21 protein-coding genes are annotated in these 16,984 nt (G+C 73.9%); 14 read left to right on the top strand and 7 right to left on the bottom strand.

Features of this window, described 5'->3' with window-relative positions; translation table 11 throughout:
* Positions 1 to 2 precede the first annotated feature (2 nt).
* Complete coding sequence (locus AB0G10_RS14305; RefSeq protein WP_360920109.1) at positions 3 to 1,040, bottom strand: NAD-dependent epimerase/dehydratase family protein; 1,038 nt, start codon at positions 1,038 to 1,040, stop codon at positions 3 to 5.
* Positions 1,041 to 1,164: 124 nt separating this feature from the next.
* Between AB0G10_RS14305 and AB0G10_RS14300 the strand changes: the two genes are divergently transcribed.
* From AB0G10_RS14300 to AB0G10_RS14265, 8 genes are read left to right on the top strand one after another with little or no spacing between them, the layout of a single operon-like run.
* Entirely contained in the window at positions 1,165 to 1,833 is a 669-nt protein-coding gene (locus AB0G10_RS14300; RefSeq protein WP_360920106.1) for a glycosyltransferase family 2 protein, read from the top strand.
* Positions 1,830 to 2,471 (top strand): TIGR04282 family arsenosugar biosynthesis glycosyltransferase, encoded by a 642-nt coding sequence (locus AB0G10_RS14295; RefSeq protein WP_360920103.1) that lies wholly within the window; start codon positions 1,830 to 1,832, stop codon positions 2,469 to 2,471. The genes AB0G10_RS14300 and AB0G10_RS14295 overlap by 4 nt, the downstream gene beginning before the upstream one ends.
* Positions 2,468 to 3,271 (top strand): class I SAM-dependent methyltransferase, encoded by an 804-nt coding sequence (locus AB0G10_RS14290; RefSeq protein WP_360920100.1) that lies wholly within the window; start codon positions 2,468 to 2,470, stop codon positions 3,269 to 3,271. The genes AB0G10_RS14295 and AB0G10_RS14290 overlap by 4 nt, the downstream gene beginning before the upstream one ends.
* A complete protein-coding gene (locus AB0G10_RS14285) occupies positions 3,232 to 4,458 on the top strand; it encodes a molybdopterin-dependent oxidoreductase (protein WP_360920098.1) in 1,227 nt (408 codons plus the stop codon). The genes AB0G10_RS14290 and AB0G10_RS14285 overlap by 40 nt, the downstream gene beginning before the upstream one ends.
* Positions 4,455 to 4,874 (top strand): hypothetical protein, encoded by a 420-nt coding sequence (locus AB0G10_RS14280; RefSeq protein ID WP_360920095.1) that lies wholly within the window; start codon positions 4,455 to 4,457, stop codon positions 4,872 to 4,874. Before AB0G10_RS14285 ends, AB0G10_RS14280 begins: the two co-directional genes overlap by 4 nt.
* A 9-nt stretch (positions 4,875 to 4,883) precedes the next feature.
* Positions 4,884 to 5,579 (top strand): response regulator transcription factor, encoded by a 696-nt coding sequence (locus AB0G10_RS14275; protein WP_360920093.1) that lies wholly within the window; start codon positions 4,884 to 4,886, stop codon positions 5,577 to 5,579.
* Entirely contained in the window at positions 5,572 to 6,594 is a 1,023-nt protein-coding gene (locus AB0G10_RS14270) for a HAMP domain-containing sensor histidine kinase (RefSeq protein WP_360920091.1), read from the top strand. The genes AB0G10_RS14275 and AB0G10_RS14270 overlap by 8 nt, the downstream gene beginning before the upstream one ends.
* Positions 6,595 to 6,611: 17 nt before the next feature.
* A complete protein-coding gene (locus AB0G10_RS14265; protein ID WP_360920088.1) occupies positions 6,612 to 6,740 on the top strand; it encodes a hypothetical protein in 129 nt (42 codons plus the stop codon).
* Between the two features lie 115 nt (positions 6,741 to 6,855).
* Here AB0G10_RS14265 and AB0G10_RS14260 read toward each other — a convergent pair whose 3' ends face one another.
* Positions 6,856 to 7,281: an Hsp20/alpha crystallin family protein gene (locus AB0G10_RS14260; protein WP_360920086.1), complete on the bottom strand. Its 426-nt coding sequence runs from the start codon at positions 7,279 to 7,281 to the stop codon at positions 6,856 to 6,858.
* Between the two features lie 142 nt (positions 7,282 to 7,423).
* On the opposite strand from AB0G10_RS14260, the gene AB0G10_RS14255 reads away from it, so the two are divergent.
* The 3 genes from AB0G10_RS14255 (at position 7,424) to AB0G10_RS14245 (ending at position 11,302) form a co-directional block, all read left to right on the top strand.
* Positions 7,424 to 8,137, top strand: coding sequence for a uracil-DNA glycosylase (locus AB0G10_RS14255; RefSeq protein ID WP_360920084.1), 714 nt, complete (start codon positions 7,424 to 7,426; stop codon positions 8,135 to 8,137).
* A 112-nt stretch (positions 8,138 to 8,249) separates the two neighbouring features.
* Positions 8,250 to 10,880, top strand: coding sequence for a LuxR C-terminal-related transcriptional regulator (locus tag AB0G10_RS14250; protein WP_360920081.1), 2,631 nt, complete (start codon positions 8,250 to 8,252; stop codon positions 10,878 to 10,880).
* Between the two features lie 83 nt (positions 10,881 to 10,963).
* Positions 10,964 to 11,302 carry a hypothetical protein gene (locus AB0G10_RS14245; RefSeq protein WP_360920078.1) on the top strand — a complete coding sequence of 113 codons (339 nt, stop codon included), beginning with the start codon at positions 10,964 to 10,966 and terminating at the stop codon, positions 11,300 to 11,302.
* A gap of 223 nt (positions 11,303 to 11,525) precedes the next feature.
* Here AB0G10_RS14245 and AB0G10_RS14240 read toward each other — a convergent pair whose 3' ends face one another.
* From AB0G10_RS14240 to AB0G10_RS14225, 4 genes are all read right to left on the bottom strand, one after another.
* Positions 11,526 to 12,002, bottom strand: coding sequence for a hypothetical protein (locus AB0G10_RS14240; protein ID WP_360920076.1), 477 nt, complete (start codon positions 12,000 to 12,002; stop codon positions 11,526 to 11,528).
* A gap of 199 nt (positions 12,003 to 12,201) precedes the next feature.
* A complete protein-coding gene (locus AB0G10_RS14235; RefSeq protein WP_360920073.1) occupies positions 12,202 to 13,089 on the bottom strand; it encodes an aminoglycoside phosphotransferase family protein in 888 nt (295 codons plus the stop codon).
* The gene (locus AB0G10_RS14230) at positions 13,086 to 13,541 is read right to left on the bottom strand and encodes an NADAR family protein (RefSeq protein WP_360920070.1); all 456 of its coding nucleotides are present in this window, start codon (positions 13,539 to 13,541) and stop codon (positions 13,086 to 13,088) included. Before AB0G10_RS14230 ends, AB0G10_RS14235 begins: the two co-directional genes overlap by 4 nt.
* 61 nt (positions 13,542 to 13,602) lie before the next feature.
* Positions 13,603 to 13,965: a hypothetical protein gene (locus AB0G10_RS14225; RefSeq protein WP_360920067.1), complete on the bottom strand. Its 363-nt coding sequence runs from the start codon at positions 13,963 to 13,965 to the stop codon at positions 13,603 to 13,605.
* 77 nt (positions 13,966 to 14,042) lie between these two features.
* Between AB0G10_RS14225 and AB0G10_RS14220 the strand changes: the two genes are divergently transcribed.
* Positions 14,043 to 15,221, top strand: a complete 1,179-nt coding sequence (locus AB0G10_RS14220; RefSeq protein WP_360920065.1) for a hypothetical protein — start codon at positions 14,043 to 14,045, stop codon at positions 15,219 to 15,221.
* Positions 15,222 to 15,225: 4 nt separating this feature from the next.
* Here AB0G10_RS14220 and AB0G10_RS14215 read toward each other — a convergent pair whose 3' ends face one another.
* Positions 15,226 to 15,717 carry an SRPBCC family protein gene (locus AB0G10_RS14215; RefSeq protein WP_360920062.1) on the bottom strand — a complete coding sequence of 164 codons (492 nt, stop codon included), beginning with the start codon at positions 15,715 to 15,717 and terminating at the stop codon, positions 15,226 to 15,228.
* 102 nt (positions 15,718 to 15,819) lie between these two features.
* Between AB0G10_RS14215 and AB0G10_RS14210 the strand changes: the two genes are divergently transcribed.
* Positions 15,820 to 16,329 (top strand): general stress protein, encoded by a 510-nt coding sequence (locus AB0G10_RS14210; protein WP_360920059.1) that lies wholly within the window; start codon positions 15,820 to 15,822, stop codon positions 16,327 to 16,329.
* 110 nt (positions 16,330 to 16,439) lie between these two features.
* Positions 16,440 to 16,946 (top strand): GNAT family N-acetyltransferase, encoded by a 507-nt coding sequence (locus AB0G10_RS14205; protein ID WP_360920057.1) that lies wholly within the window; start codon positions 16,440 to 16,442, stop codon positions 16,944 to 16,946.
* The last annotated feature ends 38 nt before the right edge of the window (positions 16,947 to 16,984 follow it).

Raw genomic sequence — 16,984 nt, 5'->3', positions numbered from 1 at the left:
CTTCAGGCGCGCAGGGGTGCGCACGCGAACTCCCGCAGGCCGTCGGCCGGGGAGATGCCCGCCCGGAAGCCGAGTTCCGCCGCGGCCCGGTCCGGGGCGGCCACCACGTGCCGCACGTCGCCGAGCCGGAACCGCCCGGTCACCCGCGGGCGCGGCCCGCCGAACGCGTCGGCGAGCAACCCGGCCATCTCACCCACGGTGGTGGGCCGGCCCGAGGCGATGTTGTACGGGTGGAAGCCCCGCCCCACACCGAGAGCCGCCACGTTGGCCGCCGCCACGTCGCCGACGTGCACGAAGTCGCGCGTCTGGCCGCCGTCCTCGAAGACCTGCGGCGCCCGGCCGGCCTCCAGAGCGGACCGGAAGATCGCCGCGACCCCGCTGTACGGGGTGTCCCGGGGCATGCCCGGCCCGTACACGTTGTGGTAGCGCAGCGCGGCCACCGCGGCGCCGGACTCGCGCTGCCAGGCCGACGCCAGATGTTCCTGGGCGACCTTGGTCGCCGCATAGACGCTGCGCGGATCGACCGGCGTCTCCTCGTCGACGAGCCCGGCGGTGAGCGGGCTCGCGCAGTGCGGGCACCCCGGCTCGAAACGGCCGGCCGCCAGGTCGCCCGGCTCGCGCGGCGCCGGCCGCACCGGACCGTGCCGGGCGCAGAGGTACCTGCCCTCGCCGTACACCACCATCGAGCTGGCCAGCACCAGCCGCCGCACACCGGCCTCGGACATGGCCGCGAGCAGCACGGCGGTGCCCAGGTCGTTGCAGCCGACGTACTCGGGCAGGTCGCCGGGACCGGATCCGAGCCCGACCAGGGCGGCCTGGTGCACCACCGCGTCCACACCCCGCAGCGCCTCCCCGGCCGCGGTCCGGTCCCGCAGGTCGGCGCGGTGCAGCCGGACCCCGTCCGGAACCCCGGGCGGCTCGGCGTGCGCGTACGGATGGCCGCAGTCCAGCACCGAGACGTCATGGCCCGCGGCGAGCAGGGCGGTGGTCACGTGGGTGCCGATGAAACCGGCGCCACCGGTCACGAGAATGTGCGTCACGCCGGCGACCGTAGGCCCGCCGGAGGGCCCGCCGACAGGGTCCGCGCCGATCCGTCAGCGGTTCGTAAGGACTGCCGCCGACGTCCTCACTTCGTAAGATCTCGCGGCGCTGAGCAGGGATAACTTGCCGGACATGACGGATGTGGTGTTGCCCTGCCTGAACGAGTCCGCGGCGCTGCCGTGGCTGCTGGACCGGATGCCGGCCGGATACCGGCCGATCCTGGCCGACAACGGCTCCACCGACGGTTCCGCCGAGCTGGCCCGCCGGCGCGGTGTGCGCGTCGTCGGCGTGCCGGAGCGCGGCTACGGCGCCGCCGTGCACGCCGGGATCCTCGCCGCCGATCCGGCCGACGGCGTCGTGTGCGTGATGGACGCCGACGGCTCCTTCGACCCGGCGCAGCTGCCGCGGCTCGCCGACCCGGTCCGTGCCGGCGACGCCGACCTGGTCTGCGGGCGCCGCCGGCCCACGGCGGCGCGAGCCTGGCCGCTGCACGCCCGGCTCGGCAACGCGGTCCTCGCCCGCAGGCTGCGCGGCGACACCGGGCTGCCGGTGCACGACATCGCCCCGATCCGGGCCGCCCGCCGCGACGCGCTGCTCGCCCTCGACCTGCGCGACCGGCGGTTCGGGTATCCGCTGGAGCTGCTGCTCGGCGCCGCCCGGGCCGGGTGGCGGGTGACCGAGGTGGACGTCGCCTACGCGCCCCGCGCCGCCGGTACCCGCTCGAAGGTCACCGGTACGGTTCGCGGCACGCTGCGCGCCATCCACGACATGCGGGCGGTGCTGGCCCGATGATCCAGCTGCTGGTCATGGCGAAGTCACCGGTTCCGGGCCGGGTGAAGACCCGGCTCTGCCCGCCCTGCGCGCCGGAACAGGCCGCGGCCGTCGCGGCGGCCGCGCTGGCCGACACCCTGCGGGTGGCCGGCACGGTCCCGGGGGTACGGCACACGCTGGTGGTCGACGGCGATCATCCGGCGCCGCCCGGCTGGGCGCGGACGCCCCAGCGCGGCGGCGGTCTGGGGGAGCGGCTCGCGAACGCGTACGCCGACTGTGCCCTGCCCGGTGCTCCGGCGCTGCTCATCGGCATGGACACCCCGCAGGTGACCGCGGGCATGCTGGGTGAGGCGGCGGACCTGCTGGCGGCCGGCGAACCGGTGCTCGGTCCGGCCGAGGACGGCGGCTGGTGGGCGCTGGGCCTGCCGGACCCGGCGGCCGCCGCGGTGCTGACCACGGTGCCGATGTCGACGGAGCAGACCGGGAAGCTGACGCTCGCGGCGTTGCGGGGCCGCGGGGTACGGCCGATGCTGCTGAACCGGCTGCGCGACGTCGACACCGCCGCCGACGCGATCGAGGTTGCAGCGCTCTGCCCACCCGGGCACCGGTTCCCGGCCGCGGTCGCCCGCCACCTGCCCCGCGCCGGGGTGCGCGCATGACCGCGCCCGCCGTGGTCTGCCCGCCGGACGAGCGGGCCGCCCTCGATGTGTACGAACAGGTTCTGGCGCGGGTGGCGGCCGGCGGGGGAGGGATGCTGGTGCTCCGGGCGGCGGACGGCCGGGAGCACCTGGTCGACGCGGCCGGATGGTGCCGGGACCGGCGTCCCGGCGACGACGGGCTGCTCGACCGGTGTACCGGCGTGACCCTCGACGTCGGCTGCGGGCCGGGCCGGCTCGCCGGTGCGCTGCTGCGGCGCGGCCGGGCGGCGCTGGGCGTGGACGTGAGCGCGGCCGCGGTACGGCTGGCCCGGGCCCGGGGCGCGCTGGCCCTGCGCCGCGACGTGTTCGCGCCGTTGCCGGGGCACGGCCGCTGGGAGGACGTGCTGCTCGCCGACGGCAACGTCGGCATCGGCGGTGACCCGGTCGCCCTGCTGCGCCGCTGCCGCGAACTGCTGGCGCCGCACGGCCGCATCCACACCGAACTGGAACCACCCGGCACCGGCTCCTGGTCCGGCCCGGCCACCGTGCGTCTCGGCGACGACACGGCCGGTCCGGCGTCCGTGCGTCTCGGCGACGACACGGCCGGGACGGCTTCCGCGCAGCGCGTCACCGGCCGGTCGGAGAACGGGCGGAGTCGGAGCGGCGACGGTTACAACGGCGGTGCGGCGCTGCGGTGGGCCCGGGTCGCCGCCGACGACCTCACGCCGCTGGCCGGGCACGCGGGCCTGCGGATCGACGACACCTGGACGGAGGCAGGCCGATGGTTCGCCACCCTGACGGCCGGGCGCGCCGGCTCCTGACCTGGCTGACCGAGCCGCTCCCGGCCCCGCCCGCCCGCCTGCGCCGCGGCCCCCTCGCCCCGGACGCCTTCCCCTCCCCGCTGCGCTCGGTACGGCTCACCACGGCGCTCGGCCTCGCCCTCGGCGCGGCGTTCACGGTCTGCTTCCTCACCGGCGTGCTGAGCCACCTGATCCAGCACCCGCCCGGCTGGTTCCGGTGGCCCGTCGGGCCGGCCGGCCTCTACCGGCTCACCCAGGGCGTGCACGTGGCGACCGGCCTCGCGAGCGTGCCGCTGCTCGGCGCGAAGCTGTGGTCGGTCTACCCGCGGCTGTTCCGCTGGCCGCCGGTACGCCACCCGGCACACGCCGCCGAGCGCGCCGCGGTCGCCGTCCTGGTGGGCGCGGCCCTGTTCCAGGTGGTGAGCGGCGTGCTGAACCTGGCGCGCTGGTACGCCGTGATGCCGTTCTTCTTCACCGCCGCCCACTACTGGACGGCCTGGCTGCTGGCCGGCGCGCTGCTCGTGCACGTGGGCGTGCAGCTACCGGCGATCCGCGGCGCCCTCCACCAGCAGCGGCCCGATCCGCAGCCGGCCGATCGGGCCGGGCGGAGCCGCCGGCACGTGCTGGGAGCCGCGGGCGCCGCCGCCGGGGTGATCACGCTGGCCACGGTGGGACAGACGGTCACGCCGCTGGCCGCCGTCTCGCTGCTGGCACCCCGTCGTCCCGGCACCGGACCGCAGGGCCTCCCGGTGAACCGCACCGCGGCGGCCGCCGGTGTCCGGGACGCCGCGCTGCATCCGGGCTACCGGCTGTCGGTGACCGGATTCGGTCAATCACTGGAGTTGAGTCTGTCCGACCTGGCGGCGCTGCCGCAGCACACGGCGGTGCTGCCGATCGCCTGCGTCGAGGGGTGGAGTTCCGTCGGCAGCTGGTCCGGCGTCCGGTTGCGGGATCTCGCCGGTCTGCTCGGCGCCGATCCGGCTGAATGCGACGCGGTCGTCGCGTCGTTGCAGGTCGGTGGCCGTTATCGGACGTCCACGGTGGCGAGTCCGCACCTGGCCGACGACCGCACGCTGATCGCGCTACGGCTCGGCGGCGAGCCGCTCGCGCTCGACCACGGCTATCCGGCCCGGCTGATCGCCCCGAACCGGCCCGGCGTGCTGCAGACCAAATGGGTCGCCCGGATCGACGTGCGGAGGACCGGATGAGGGTCGCTCTGATCGTTTCGGGTGCGCTGATCATCGGGTACGGGGTGAGCGGCGCCCTCGCCGACCTCGACGCCGACCCGCTCGGCATGCTCGTGTTCGCCCTGGCGGTGCTGCTCCTGCACGACCTGGTGCTGATGCCGCTGATCCTGCTCACGGGTTCGCTGATCCGCCGGACCGTGTCGCCCGGATGGCGATCCACGGTCCGGCTGGTGCTGCTCGTCGACCTGGCCGTCCTGCTGGTCGGCGCGCCCCTGGCGCTCGGATTCGGCCGCGATCCCGGCGATCCCTCGGTGCTGCCCCGCCCGTACGGAATGGGCCTGCTCCTGATCGTGGTGGCGGTGAGCGTGACCGGCCTCGCCTGCCGTAAGGGAATCGAAAGATGGCGGGCGGGGCGCCGGCGGCGCCCGTCTCGGTAGCCTGCCGGAGTGACACACCAGGTGCTGGTCGTCGACGACGACCCGACGGTCAGCGACGTCGTGCGCCGCTACCTCGAGCAGGACGGCTGCCGGGTGCGGCTGGCCACCGACGGTCTCGCCGCGCTCGCCGCCGTCAGCGCCGAACGCCCCGACCTGGTGGTGCTCGACCTGATGCTCGGCGGCATCGACGGCCTCGAGGTGTGCCGGCGGCTGCGGCGTGAGGAGCCCGGGCTGCCGGTCGTCATGCTGACCGCCCTGGGCGAGGAGAACGACCGGGTGCTCGGCCTCGAGGTCGGCGCGGACGACTACGTGACCAAGCCGTTCAGCCCACGTGAGCTGACCCTGCGGGTCCGGTCGGTGCTGCGCCGCACCGCGCCCGCCCCGGCGCCGCTGCCGGCCGTGCTGCGCGACGGCGACCTGGTGGCCGACGGCGGACGGCGGGTCGCGGAGCTGGCCGGGCGTCCGCTGGCGCTGACCGTCCGCGAGTTCGATCTGCTGGAGTTCCTGCTGCGCCACCCGGTCCGGGTGTGGTCCCGGGCGGAGCTGCTCGACCGGGTCTGGGGCTGGCAGTTCGGCGACCAGTCCACTGTCACCGTGCACGTGCGCCGGCTGCGGGAGAAGATCGAGGCCGATCCGGCGGCGCCGGCGCGGCTGCTCACCGTCTGGGGCGTCGGCTACCGCTACGAGCCGGCCGCCGATGCGTGACATCCTGCTGATCGGGCTCTACGCGCTGACCGCCGGCGCGGTCGTCGGGCTGCTCGGCGCCGGCCTGATGCGCCTGCTGCGCGGCCGGTCGATCACCGTGCACGTGTGCGTGCTGCTGGCGATCACGGTGGCCGCGGTCGTGGCCGGCGTGGTCACGGTGGCTCGCGCGATGTTCCTGTCCGGCCACGATCTGCAGGTCGTGCTCGTCACCGTGGCCGCGTCCGCGGCGGTCAGCCTGGCCGTCGGCACGATCTTCGGGCGGCGGCTGGCGGCCGCGGCGATGTGGGCGGCGCAGGCGCGGGAGCGGGAACGGCGGATGGAGGCCGGTCGCCGTGACCTGGTCGCCTGGGTGTCGCACGACCTGCGGACGCCGCTGGCCGGGCTGCGCGCGATGATCGAGGCATTGCAGGACGGGGTGGTCGCCGACCCGGCCGGGGTGGCCGAGTACCACCGCCGGATCCGGGCCGAGACCGATCGGATGAGCGGCCTGGTCGACGACCTGTTCGAGCTGTCCCGCATCCACGCCGGCGCGCTGCGGCTGTCCCCGGCCCGGCTGCCGCTGGGCGACGTGGTCTCGGACGCGGTGGCCGCCGTCGCGCCGCTCGCCGCCGACCGGGGCATCAGCGTGCTGGCCGCCGACCGCGGGTGGCCGGTGGTGACCGCCGGGGCCGCCGAGCTGAACCGGGTGGTGGACAACCTGCTCACCAACGCGCTGCGGTACACCCCGGCGAACGGTGTCGTCCGGATCGAGGCGGGCCGGGACGGCCGGGACGTGTGGCTCGCGGTCTCGGACAGCTGCGGCGGCATCCCCGACGACGACCTGCCCCGGGTCTTCGACGTGGCGTTCCGGGGCACCCGGGCGCGCACCCCGCAGGGCGCGGGCGGGGGCGGGCTCGGCCTGGCGATCGTGCGCGGCCTGGTGGAGGCGCACGGCGGCCGGGTACGGGTCGGCAACGTCGGTCCCGGCTGCCGGTTCGAGGTGCGGCTCCCGGCCGCGGGCGGCACGACGGCCTGATCGATGACGGACGCCGCATGAGTACGCACCTGATCCGGCTGATCCCGGCCGATCCGCAGTGGGTCCCGGACACCGCCGCTGTCGAGCAGGCCCGGGCCGTGCTCGGCGAGCTCTTCCCGGGGCAGGAGGCCGAGGCGGACACCTGACGGCCGAGGAGCTGGCCGAGGTGGGGCGGGCGCTCGGGCACCAGGTCCGCGAGGTGCTGGCCCACTACTGAGCATCGGTGCCCGGCGCCCGTGGAGGCGCCGGGCCACCGTACGCTCAGGCCTTGATCTGTTTCGGGGCGGAATCCCCGGTGCCGATGGCGATCCGGCGCGGCTTGGCCCGCTCGGCGATCGGGATGCGCAGGGTCAGCACGCCGTTGTCGTAGAGCGCCTCGAGCCGGTCGGTGTCGAGCGTGTCGGCCAGGAACAGCTGGCGGCTGAACACGCCCATCGGCCGTTCGCTGATCACCGGCTCGACGTCGTCCCGGGTGCGGCGCTGCCGCTGCGCCTGAACCTGCAGGACGTTGCGCTCGACGGTCACGTCGATCGAGCCGGGGTCGACGCCGGGAAGATCGAAGTAGACGTAGAAGGTGTCGCCGTCCCGCTCGGCGTCGACGTGCATCGCCGCGGGCCGGCTGCTGGTGCCGGTGAACTGCTCGAAAACCCGGTCGAGCTCACGGAACGGGTCGGTACGCAGAAGCATGGTCCCTCCTCCTTCGGTGCTCCTTCACCGAGGCCTCGTCTCACTTTCCGTATTTAGCACTCGACCGTGGCGAGTGCAAGAGTCATGTGCTCCCGCCTGCACGGACCCGTTCGAGGCGGCCGCACCGGCTACGGTTGACCGGATGTCCGCGCGGAGCCTGGCGATCCTCGAGCAGCACGTGACCGGCTGCCGGAGGTGCCCGCGCCTGGTCGCCCACCGCGAGCACGCGGCCGCGCACCCCAGGCCGGCCTTCGCCGGGCAGGACTACTGGGCGCGGCCGGTGCCCGGCTTCGGGGACCCGGACGCCCGGATCTACGTGCTCGGCATGGCCACGTCGGCGCACGGCGGGAATCGCACCGGCCGGGCGTTCACCGGCAACGCCACCGCCGACTGGCTGATCGCCGCGATGCACCGCGCCGGTCTCGCCAACCAGGCGTCCTCGACGCACCGGGGCGACGGGCTGCGCCTGGACCGGGCGTGGATGGCGTCGGCGGTGCGCTGCGCGCCTCCCCGGGACCGGACCACCGCCGGGGAGCGCCGCGAGTGCGCCCGCTACCTGGACGCGGAGTTGGAACTGCTCACCGGCGTACGCGTGATCGTCTGCCTGGGCGCACTCGCTTGGAACGCCGCCGCGGCCTGGGCCGGTCTGCGGCCCCGGCCGCCGTTCGGTCATGGGCGCGAGCACCCGGCCGGCGACGGCCGGATCCTGCTCGGTTGCTACCACCCGAGCCCGCAGAACACCCGGACCGGCCGGCTGACCGCGGCCATGCTCGACGACGTGCTCGGCCGCGCCGCCGAGGTCGCCGGCGGCGGTCGGTCGCGCTCCCCACTCGTCGCTGAAGCGCGCGAAGTGTGAGCGCTGACGCAGGTCGGTGACGGCGGATCACCCGAATCGAACGATGCGTATGCCCAGTGTTGCGGCGAGCCTGGACGGAGAGATCACAACGGGGCGATCGCCGGGAGTCGGCATGCTTGAGAAGACAGGCAGCGCGTCGCCGGGACCGGGGGACGACGCGGGGGCGACGTGGCCGGCGATGCCGCAGCGGGTGATCCGGCGGCCTCGGCTGACCGGGGCGCTGGACGCCGCCACCGAGCGGGCGGTGACGGTGCTCTGCGCCGGGCCGGGCTGGGGCAAGACCGTGCTGGCCGCGACGTGGGCGCGGTCGAGGACGGCGCGGGGGCCGCTGGCGTGGCTGTCCCTGCGTCGGGGACACAACGACCGCTATCTGTTCTGGGCGGATCTGATCCGGGCGTTGCGCGCCGGTGGCGCCCTGCGGCCCGGCCAGGTGCTGCCGAACCGCGGCACGGTGCGCGGGATCGACGGGCCGCACGTGCTGCGCCGGATGACCGCCGGCCTCGGCACGTTCCCCGGTCCGCTGGTGATCGTCCTCGACGACCTGCAGGAGATCACCGAACCGGGCGTCCTCGAAGATCTGGCCGGGCTGCTGCGCGATCCGCCCCCGCGGCTGCGGCTCGTGCTCATCACTCGTACGGATCCTGAATTGCCTTTGCATCGGCTGCGGGCGGCCGGGGAGCTGACCGAGATCAGGGCGCACGATCTGGCGTTCCGGGCCGGTGAGGCGGCCGAATTGCTCGCGGCACGAGGCGGGCCGGTGCCGGGTGCGGTACTCGCCGCGCTGATGCAGGCCACCGAGGGCTGGGCGGCCGGGCTGCGGCTGGCCGTGGACGCGCCGCCCGGCACCGACCCGGACGAGGCGGCCGCCGACTATCTGGCCCGCGAGGTGCTGGCCGCGCTGCCGGCGCCGATGCGCGAGTTCCTGCTCTACACCAGCGTGCCCGACCGGATCTGCGGCGGCCTGGCCGACTCGCTGACCGGCCGGGCACACGGGCGGATCCAGCTGGAACAGCTGGCCCGCGCCAACCTCTTCCTGACCCGGATCGGGCCCGGCGGCTGGTTCCAGTACCACCGTCAGTTCCAGGCGGCGCTGCGGCAGCGGCTCGGCCTCGAACAGGGCGACGACCCGGCCCGGCTGCACCTGCTCGCCGCGCGCTGGCACGCCCGGCAGGGCAGCCCGCTGTCGGCGCTGCGCCACGCCGCCACCGCCGGCGACTGGACGATGGTCGGCCGGCTCGTCGCCGACCACGGCATGCCGCTGTTCTACTCGGCCGGCCGGAGCGAGCTGCTCGACGTGCTCGGCGCCATCCCGCGGGACCTGCTGGGCGGCAGTGCCGAACTGGTCCTCTGCGACGCCCTGCTGACCTACGGGCTCGGCGACGTCAGCGGCGTGAGCCAGCGCGTCCAGCGGGCCCGCCAGCTGCTCACCCACCGCGACGCCGGCCGGCGCCGGGTCGTCGCGATGGCGCTGGACGTGCTCGAGGCGACCATCACGACCCGCTGGCACGGCGACATGCCCCGGCTGGCGAGGGTGGCCACCCGGGTGCTCGCCGAACTCGGCCGGCTGCGCTGGGACCAGGTGCCGGCGATGCCGAAATACCGGGCCATCGCGCTCAACGACAAGGGCATCGGCCTGCTCTGGTCGCAGCGGTTCGACCACGCCGACCGCCATCTGTGGGCGGCCGTCACCGGCGCCCGGGCCGCGGACATCCCGTGGGTCGAGGTCAGCGCGCTCGGTCACCTCGCCATGCTCAGCGTGCTGCGCGGATCGCTGCACGAGGCCGGGCAGCACGCCGGCGCGGCGCTCGCCGTGGCGGGCCGGATCGCCGCACCGGACCAGACCTCGACCGCGGCCGCCCACCTGACCCAGGCGGTGATCGCCATGCTGCGGGGCGACGACGTCGAGGCCGACGAGGCGCTGCGGCGTACCCTGCACGCGTCGGGCGACCAGCCGGAGGCCGCGATCTTCGTGCTGACCGGTGCGGTGCGGGCCTCGTTCCTGGTCGAGCGCGGCGCACCCCACGCGGCGCAGACCGAGCTCGACAAACTGGCCGGGGAGACCGCGCCGCACCTGGACGCGCCGATGCTGCGGCGCATCGTCGGGGTGGCGCAGAGCGACATCGACCTGGCCCTCGAGGACCCGCGGCCGGTGGTCGCCCGCTACGCCGACCGGCGCGAGCTGCACCCGGCCGAGCAGGTGCGGCTGGCCATGGCCTACCAGGCGACCGGCCGCCGTACCGAGGCCGAACGCCTGCTCGCCGCGGTCCGGGAGGGCCCGGACCGGGTCGCCGTGGTCTACGCCTGGCTGCTCACCGCCCTCGCCGCCGAGGCGCGTGGCCGCAGCGGCCGGGCCGGTGAGGCGATGACCCGGGCACTCGCCGCGGCCGAACCGGACGGTCTGCGGCTGCCGTTCCGCCGCTTCGGCGCCGATCGGCTGCTGGTCCTGGCCGGCCGGCAGCCGGTCTCGCCGGTCTCGGCGGGCCGGTCGCAGGGGGATGCCCTCACCGAGATCACCGGGGAGTTGCCGGTCGTCGCGGCCACCGCCTCCGCCGAGACCCTCAGCGAGCGGGAGACCGACGTCCTGCAGTACATGCCGACCGTGCTGACCGCCGCCGAGATCGCCGGCGACCTGAACATCTCGGTGAACACGGTCAAGGCGCATCTCCGCTCGATCTACCGCAAGCTCGGCGCGAGCCGCCGCCGCGAGGCCGTCGTCGCGGCCCGAAGGCTGGGACTGCTGTGAGCGCGCCGAAGTGCGGCAGCCCGGGAAGGGAGGTACGGTCGCCTCCTGACCCGCCCTTGTGATCGTGAAATAGGTTGCCTGTTGTGTCAGTGATCGACCGCGGGACGAGCACGTTGTCCCGATGTGACAGCGCCGCCGAAGTGACGGACTCCCAGTTCTCCACGCTCCTGGCCCAGCGGTACCGCGCCGGCCCGCCGTTGCGCGCCGTCCACTGCGAACTGGCGTCGGGCCACGAGGGCGGCCACATCGCGTTCGTCCTCGCCGCCGAGCAGGGCGACGAGTGGTGGTGGCTGCGGTGGGGCGGCGGCCGGCACGAGATCCTGCCGCTCGACGTGTGCCTGTCCCAGTCCGATCACGACGACTGCCTGCTGCCGAACCGGCACGCGGGTGAGCACAGCTTCCGGTTGGCGACGCCCGGTTAGGTCTGGTTGCCGTTGTCGGGCTCTTGACCATGCGCTCCTGGCCGGCTGACCTGACGAGTGCTCGAGATGCACTCGCTCCCGACGACGCCGAAGGCAGCGCCAAAGGCGACCCAGCCCCCCATATTCGCTGCTGGTTCCGTCAGTCGTGATCCGGTCAGTTCACGCCGCCGCGGGGCAGGGCTCGCAACAATCGACCCGGCTCGGTAGCCCGTCGCATACGCCGTCACAGCGGGTAGACGCGGTACTGCAGCTTCTCGTCGTACCGCAGACCGGTGACCGCCGTGATGATCGACCAGAGGAAGTCCTCATCCGGACCCCAGGACGGCAGAGCAGTCTCGGCCTCGACCGGCAATGGCGTTCCCTCGTCCTCGACGGCCACACCGTCGGCGTAGACGTAGTGCCGGGTGCGTTCGCCATTCGTGAACAGCGTGAAGCCGTATGTGCTCGAAACGCTGCTGAAGAAGACCACCAAAGCGTCGGTCTGGTCGGTCGGCTCCCACCCCATGACCACATCCATCATCGGATTCCAGACCTGCACCCAGCCACCCGACTCGGCGGCATAGAGGGCGTCGGGCTTGAGAGCGCTTGTAGCCTGGTCGGCGCCGACCAGTTCGCCGCTGAAATCTGTGATGGCGAGGTCGTCCACAGCCTCGTCCGCCGTCACGTTCTGACGGAAGAGCACCGAGGTGTTCCAACCCATGATCAAGACCTTTCCTCGTACGGCGGGGCCGCCGCCCATTGTTCAGGGCGGCGCCGGCACGACAAACGGGGAGGGCGCTCTCGATGAGATTTTCGCTTGCAAAGAAGACTCCGTGAACGTCTTCCCGTTCATCGCCGCGGAGCGGACTTCGCCGCCCTGCCCACGGTGCTCGACGCCGGTCGCTGCTCGGGCGAGGTGTTCAGGTTTCGCTGTCGAGCACCGCCGTCAGGGTGCGCCGGCCGATGGCCGCTATCCGCGGGTTGTCGGCGGAGTGGGCGAGGAACGCGATCGCCAGGACGAGAGCCCAGGCGCGGGCACGGATCCACAGCCCTCCGTCGGCGCCATAGGCGTCGGCGAACGTCGCTCGGCTGCCGGCGGGCAGGAGCATCCAGCAGACGGCGAGGTCGGTGGCCGGGTCGCCGGCGGTGAGGTCGCCGAAGTCGATGACGGCGCTGATCCGGCCGCCGTCGGTGAGGATGTTCGCGGGGTGCAGGTCGCCGTGCAGCCAGACCGGTGTCCGGTCCCATGGAGCTGCCGCGGCCGCTGCTTGGAACATGTGAGTGATGAGGCGGCCGTCGACAGAGGCGCCGAGCCGGTCCAGGTTGGTGGCGAACGTATCGGCGCGATGGGCCAGGGGTACGCCGCGGACCGGGTTTCGTGGTGCGTCGGGCGGTGCGGGCACGTGCAGCGCCGCCAGGAACGTCGCCAGGGTGACGGCCGCCTGGTCGTGGTCGGCCGGTGGGGTGCGGGCGGCGATGTCGCCGGCCAGGCGCGGGACCACACTCCAGGGCCACGGATAGCCGTGCCCCGGCCGGCCGATGCGGACGGGCACCGGGACCGGCAGGGGAAGCCGCGGCGCCAGCCGGGGCAGCCAGCGCTGCTCGTTCAGGAGGAGCTTCACGGCGACCGCCCGCCGGGGCAGCCGGGCCACGAGGTCGTCGCCGATGCTCACCATGACGTTGTCCCAGCCGTGCGCGAGCATCCGGGGCTCACGGCCGGCCAGGTCGGGCATCTGGTCGCCGACGAGCCGGCGGACCAGGTCCAGGGTGACGTCCACTTCAGCCGACGGCATCGCGGTGGGGTTCATCGGCGGTGAAGACCCCCACGTAGCTGGGTGCGGGTGCGCATCAGGATCCGGCCGAGCATGTTCCTGCCGGTGCCGGTCCGGCCTCGCCCCCAGTAGTGGTCGGTGCCGGTGTTCTCGACGATCTCCGCGTCGCCGGTGCCGAGCAGGACGGCGCGGATGTCGGCGTGGGCGGTGAACTTCGCCGCGACGGCCCGGCGCATCACGTCGTCCTTGACCCGCTCCCAGTCGCGGCGCAGCGGCCGGGACCGGTCGCGGCCCCATTGGGCGGCGCGCAACGGATTGGCCGCCCGGCGGATCAGGTCGGCGTGCCGGGTGCCCGCGAACTTCTGGGCCTGGAAGTAGTGCTCGGACGTCGGCCACCAGTCCCCGTCGAGGTCGAAGCCGTGCGCGGAGAAGTTCGAGAAGCATCCGTACGGGACCTCGCCGGCGCCGTAGAAGTAGATCGTCACCATGGCCTCACGGTCGGGGGCGGTGATCCACACGGTGCCACACATCGGCGGAGCGGCAACCGATTTAGCCGGGCCCCCGAGCGAGGCGGGACGCTTCGTCATCGAGCCATGCGACGGTGAGGAGCAGCCCGCGATAGCGGAACAGCCCGCGGCTCCAGAGTTCCAGCTCGCCGGCGATGGTTTCGGTGTCCTGCGTGAAGTCATCGAATCCGCCATGGGCCAGCGCGATGTAGCCGTCCACCTGTTCCCGCGGCTCCGACCAGCGACGCCACCAGAGGTGCCCGCCGAGGATCCGCCAGTAGGTCTCGAAGCGCAGGTGGAGAACGCCGAACGGCTCACCGTCGTGGGAGAGAGCGCCGGCGCGCTCGCGATAGGGGTCGAACCGGGGATCGGGGTCGGCTCGGACGCGCGGCGGATGGAACGGCATGCGTTCATGGTGCGCCGTTGCTGTGGCCGGCTCGCAGCGGGCCGGCCGGGCGGCGGGAGCGTTGGTATCTTGCCGCGATGCAGCTTGATGATCTTCGGCGGTCCGCGACCGAATATGCCCGCGCTGAGGTGGCCCGCGGCCTCATGACGTGCGGAATGATCGTGTCCGGCACCGCGGAGTACCTGCACGACGAGGCTGAGCCCGCCGAGTCGTACGCATTGGCCTGGGACGTCGTGCCGCGCGAGCTTGCCGCGCACCTCGAAGCCCAGGCGGGGTGGCCCGCGCGGACCGACAGCGATCGCCTCACGGACGCGTTCCGTGCGCTCGACCGGGCGGGGATCGTGGCCCGGGAGGACTTCGCGTGCTGCCAGTCGTGCGGGAGCAGCGAGATCGGCGACGAGATCGGCGACGGCGGGCCGGCTCGCGGATACGTCTTCTATCACGGTCAGGATGCCGAACGGGCGGCTCAGGGCGGGACCCTGTGGCTGGCGTACGGCACTTTCGACGAGCGGGCCGGCGCCGCGCAGGTCGGCGAGGAGGTCGTGGCCGCGCTGCGTGGCGAAGGCCTGGAGGTGGACTGGACCGGTGACGCCGCGCAGCGCATCCATGTCCGGCTGCGCTGGGCGAAACGCCGGTACGGCCGGATGGCCGCCTATCCGGTGGGTGCCGAGCCCGGCCGCATCGTGGAGGTGCGGTTCGTTCCGGACCGGCACATGGTCTTCCCGCCGATGCCGGTGGGTGCGCTCGCCGCGCTCGAGCTGCCCTGGCTGCCCGCCGGCACGAGCGTGCGGGTCGACGACGGCGAGCGGACGATGACGATCCGGCGGGAGAAGCATCGCCTGATCAGCGATGACGGTCGCGAGACCGGCCGTTTCGAGGGTCTGCGGCTTCTGAGCGGGGAGGGCGACGGCGAGGTTCCCGGCGAGCCGGGGCTGATGGAGGTCACCTACCAGTGCCTGCCGACCGGCCCGCAGCAGATCGCCGGACGGCCGATGAGCCTGCCCGAGATGCTCGCCGTCCTGCGGCGGCTGCCCACCCGCACGGGATCGTGGCTGTCCGCCGTGCACGAAGCCGGCATCGTGCAGATGCGGTGGGAGCACGGCGGGCTATGGCTGGAGTCGCCGTTCGTGGCCGAGTCCGCTTCGGTCGGCAAGTACGCCGGCCTCGACGAGGCCGAGCGGATGCTGACGATCCTGGCGACCGAGAACCGGACCGCGATCCGTGAACTGGACGGCGTGACCACCAAGCCCTGGTGATGGATCACGGCGACTGCTCCCGCACGTCCGTACCCTGCTCCGCGAACGCCTTGAAGTCGCGCATGTGCCGCAGTGACTGCTTCCGGAAGGCGCCCGGCATCAACAGCCCGACCAGCCGCATCGGCAGACCGCTGAACCGGTATTCGTTCTCGCTCTCCCAGAGCGTCGTCTCCGGCCCCACCGAGCTAAGCCGCTCCCGGGCGGCGCTCCACATGCCGTCGGCGACGAGTTCGCGCTCGTAGTGGACGACGACATCGGCCGGGATGTCGTGCAGGTCGGCCGGTTCCCGGCGGGTGATGGTCTCGGTGCCCTCCATCTCCTGCTGCCCGGTCCGCAGCACGACGCGGGACGTGGTGCCGACCTGGCCGTGCACCCCGTTCAGCGGCTCGTGCACCACCAGCCCGCGCAGCCACTGCGGCAGGAGTGCCGGGTCGGCGAGCTTCCGGGCCACCCGATCGTGGGGGAGGGCGATCTCGATGGAGACGGTGTACTTCATGGGGTGACATTGTCACGGACTCGTCATCCCGCCGCATGCTCGCCGGGAAATCCGCGCGTCACCGTCGGATGCACGGCAACGGCGGACGTGAGGAGCGTACCCATGGCATCGGACCTCGGCACCATCCGGCGCGTCGTCGCGACGGCGACCGATCACGGCACCGCGCAGCGGGCGGCTTCGCGGCTGACCGACGGCGGGCTGCGGGAGGACGAGGTCGTCGTCGTGGCCCGGGGGCTGCGGGAGCCGGGGCGGATCACCGGCCGGCTGTCGGCGCGGGACGTGGCGGGGCGGGGCGGGCTGCTCGGCGCCGTCGTCGGTGTGCTGGTGGGGAGTCTGCTGTCCGGCGCCGGCCTGCTGGAGCCGGCGACCGGCGACGGCTGGGTCAGTCTGTGGTCGACGGTCATGGGCGCGGTTCTCGGTGCGTCGTCCGGGCTTCTCGGGTACGGGCTGACGCGCGGCCGCCGTTCGGTCACGGTGCCCGGTCAGATCCGTGCCGATGGTTACGACGTGCAGGTGGACGCGGCCGTCGCCGATCGCGCGGTCCGGCTCCTGCGGGGCGACCCTGTCGGCGGCGAGCCGGAACCGGACGGGCGGGCCGCCGCGCGACGGTGACCACGAACAGCACCCCGTCGACCCGTTCGGCGAGCCGGGGCGGCACTGCCCGTGATCACCGGGAAATCCGGTTGGCGCCGGTGCCGGCGCCGGGCAGGGTCGGTGGCGTGGTGATCGTACGCAGATTCGGTGAGGCCGACACCGGGGTGCTCTGGGCGTTGAACGCCCTGCCGAACATCGGCGAGACGGCCGATCCCGCCGTCCCCATCCCGCTGCCGGCCGCGACCGAGGCGCCGGCCGCATTCCCCGATCTCGCCGACGTCGGCGCCTGCTTCCTCGATGTGGGCGGAGAGTTCCTCGTGGCCGAGCTGGACGGTCACATCGTCGGGATGGGCGGCTACCGGCCGGATACCGCCGGCGGCGCCGAGGTGCTGCGCGTGCGGGTGCATCCGGCGGCCCGGCGGCGCGGCATCGGGCGGCAGCTGATGACCGCGTTGGAGAGGCGCGCGGCCGGTGACGGCCTCGGGTTCCTGCATCTGGACACGGCCACCAATCAGCCGGCGGCCATGGCGTTCTACCGCTCGCTGGGCTACCGGGAGACCGGCCGGGAGCATCGGCCGGCCTGGACGTGGACGCTGGTGTACTACGTCAAGACGCTGCCCGCCCCGGCCGGCTGAAAGCCGACACGGCGCCGGTCGGCAGCCGAACAGACGCC

The sequence above is a fragment of the Actinoplanes sp. NPDC023714 genome (genome assembly GCF_040639855.1).
Taxonomy (GTDB): Bacteria; Actinomycetota; Actinomycetes; order Mycobacteriales; family Micromonosporaceae; genus Actinoplanes.
The sequence above is the reverse complement of the archived record's forward strand: the minus strand, read 5'-3'. Positions and strand labels throughout refer to the sequence as shown.

Bases quoted from the DNA above. Each gene is read 5' to 3' on its own strand.
- AB0G10_RS14210 (WP_360920059.1), top strand. From the start codon at position 15,820: ATGGCATCGGACCTCGGCACCATCCGGCGCGTCGTCGCGACGGCGACC.
- AB0G10_RS14235 (WP_360920073.1), bottom strand. From the start codon at position 13,089: ATGAACCCCACCGCGATGCCGTCGGCTGAAGTGGACGTCACCCTGGAC.
- AB0G10_RS14285 (WP_360920098.1), top strand. From the start codon at position 3,232: ATGGTTCGCCACCCTGACGGCCGGGCGCGCCGGCTCCTGACCTGGCTG.
- AB0G10_RS14290 (WP_360920100.1), top strand. From the start codon at position 2,468: ATGACCGCGCCCGCCGTGGTCTGCCCGCCGGACGAGCGGGCCGCCCTC.
- AB0G10_RS14240 (WP_360920076.1), bottom strand. From the start codon at position 12,002: ATGGGTTGGAACACCTCGGTGCTCTTCCGTCAGAACGTGACGGCGGAC.
- AB0G10_RS14270 (WP_360920091.1), top strand. From the start codon at position 5,572: ATGCGTGACATCCTGCTGATCGGGCTCTACGCGCTGACCGCCGGCGCG.
- AB0G10_RS14220 (WP_360920065.1), top strand. From the start codon at position 14,043: ATGCAGCTTGATGATCTTCGGCGGTCCGCGACCGAATATGCCCGCGCT.
- AB0G10_RS14255 (WP_360920084.1), top strand. From the start codon at position 7,424: ATGTCCGCGCGGAGCCTGGCGATCCTCGAGCAGCACGTGACCGGCTGC.
- AB0G10_RS14280 (WP_360920095.1), top strand. From the start codon at position 4,455: ATGAGGGTCGCTCTGATCGTTTCGGGTGCGCTGATCATCGGGTACGGG.
- AB0G10_RS14250 (WP_360920081.1), top strand. From the start codon at position 8,250: ATGCTTGAGAAGACAGGCAGCGCGTCGCCGGGACCGGGGGACGACGCG.
- AB0G10_RS14265 (WP_360920088.1), top strand. From the start codon at position 6,612: ATGAGTACGCACCTGATCCGGCTGATCCCGGCCGATCCGCAGTGGGTC.
- AB0G10_RS14260 (WP_360920086.1), bottom strand. From the start codon at position 7,281: ATGCTTCTGCGTACCGACCCGTTCCGTGAGCTCGACCGGGTTTTCGAG.
- AB0G10_RS14295 (WP_360920103.1), top strand. From the start codon at position 1,830: ATGATCCAGCTGCTGGTCATGGCGAAGTCACCGGTTCCGGGCCGGGTG.
- AB0G10_RS14230 (WP_360920070.1), bottom strand. From the start codon at position 13,541: ATGGTGACGATCTACTTCTACGGCGCCGGCGAGGTCCCGTACGGATGC.
- AB0G10_RS14225 (WP_360920067.1), bottom strand. From the start codon at position 13,965: ATGCCGTTCCATCCGCCGCGCGTCCGAGCCGACCCCGATCCCCGGTTC.
- AB0G10_RS14215 (WP_360920062.1), bottom strand. From the start codon at position 15,717: ATGAAGTACACCGTCTCCATCGAGATCGCCCTCCCCCACGATCGGGTG.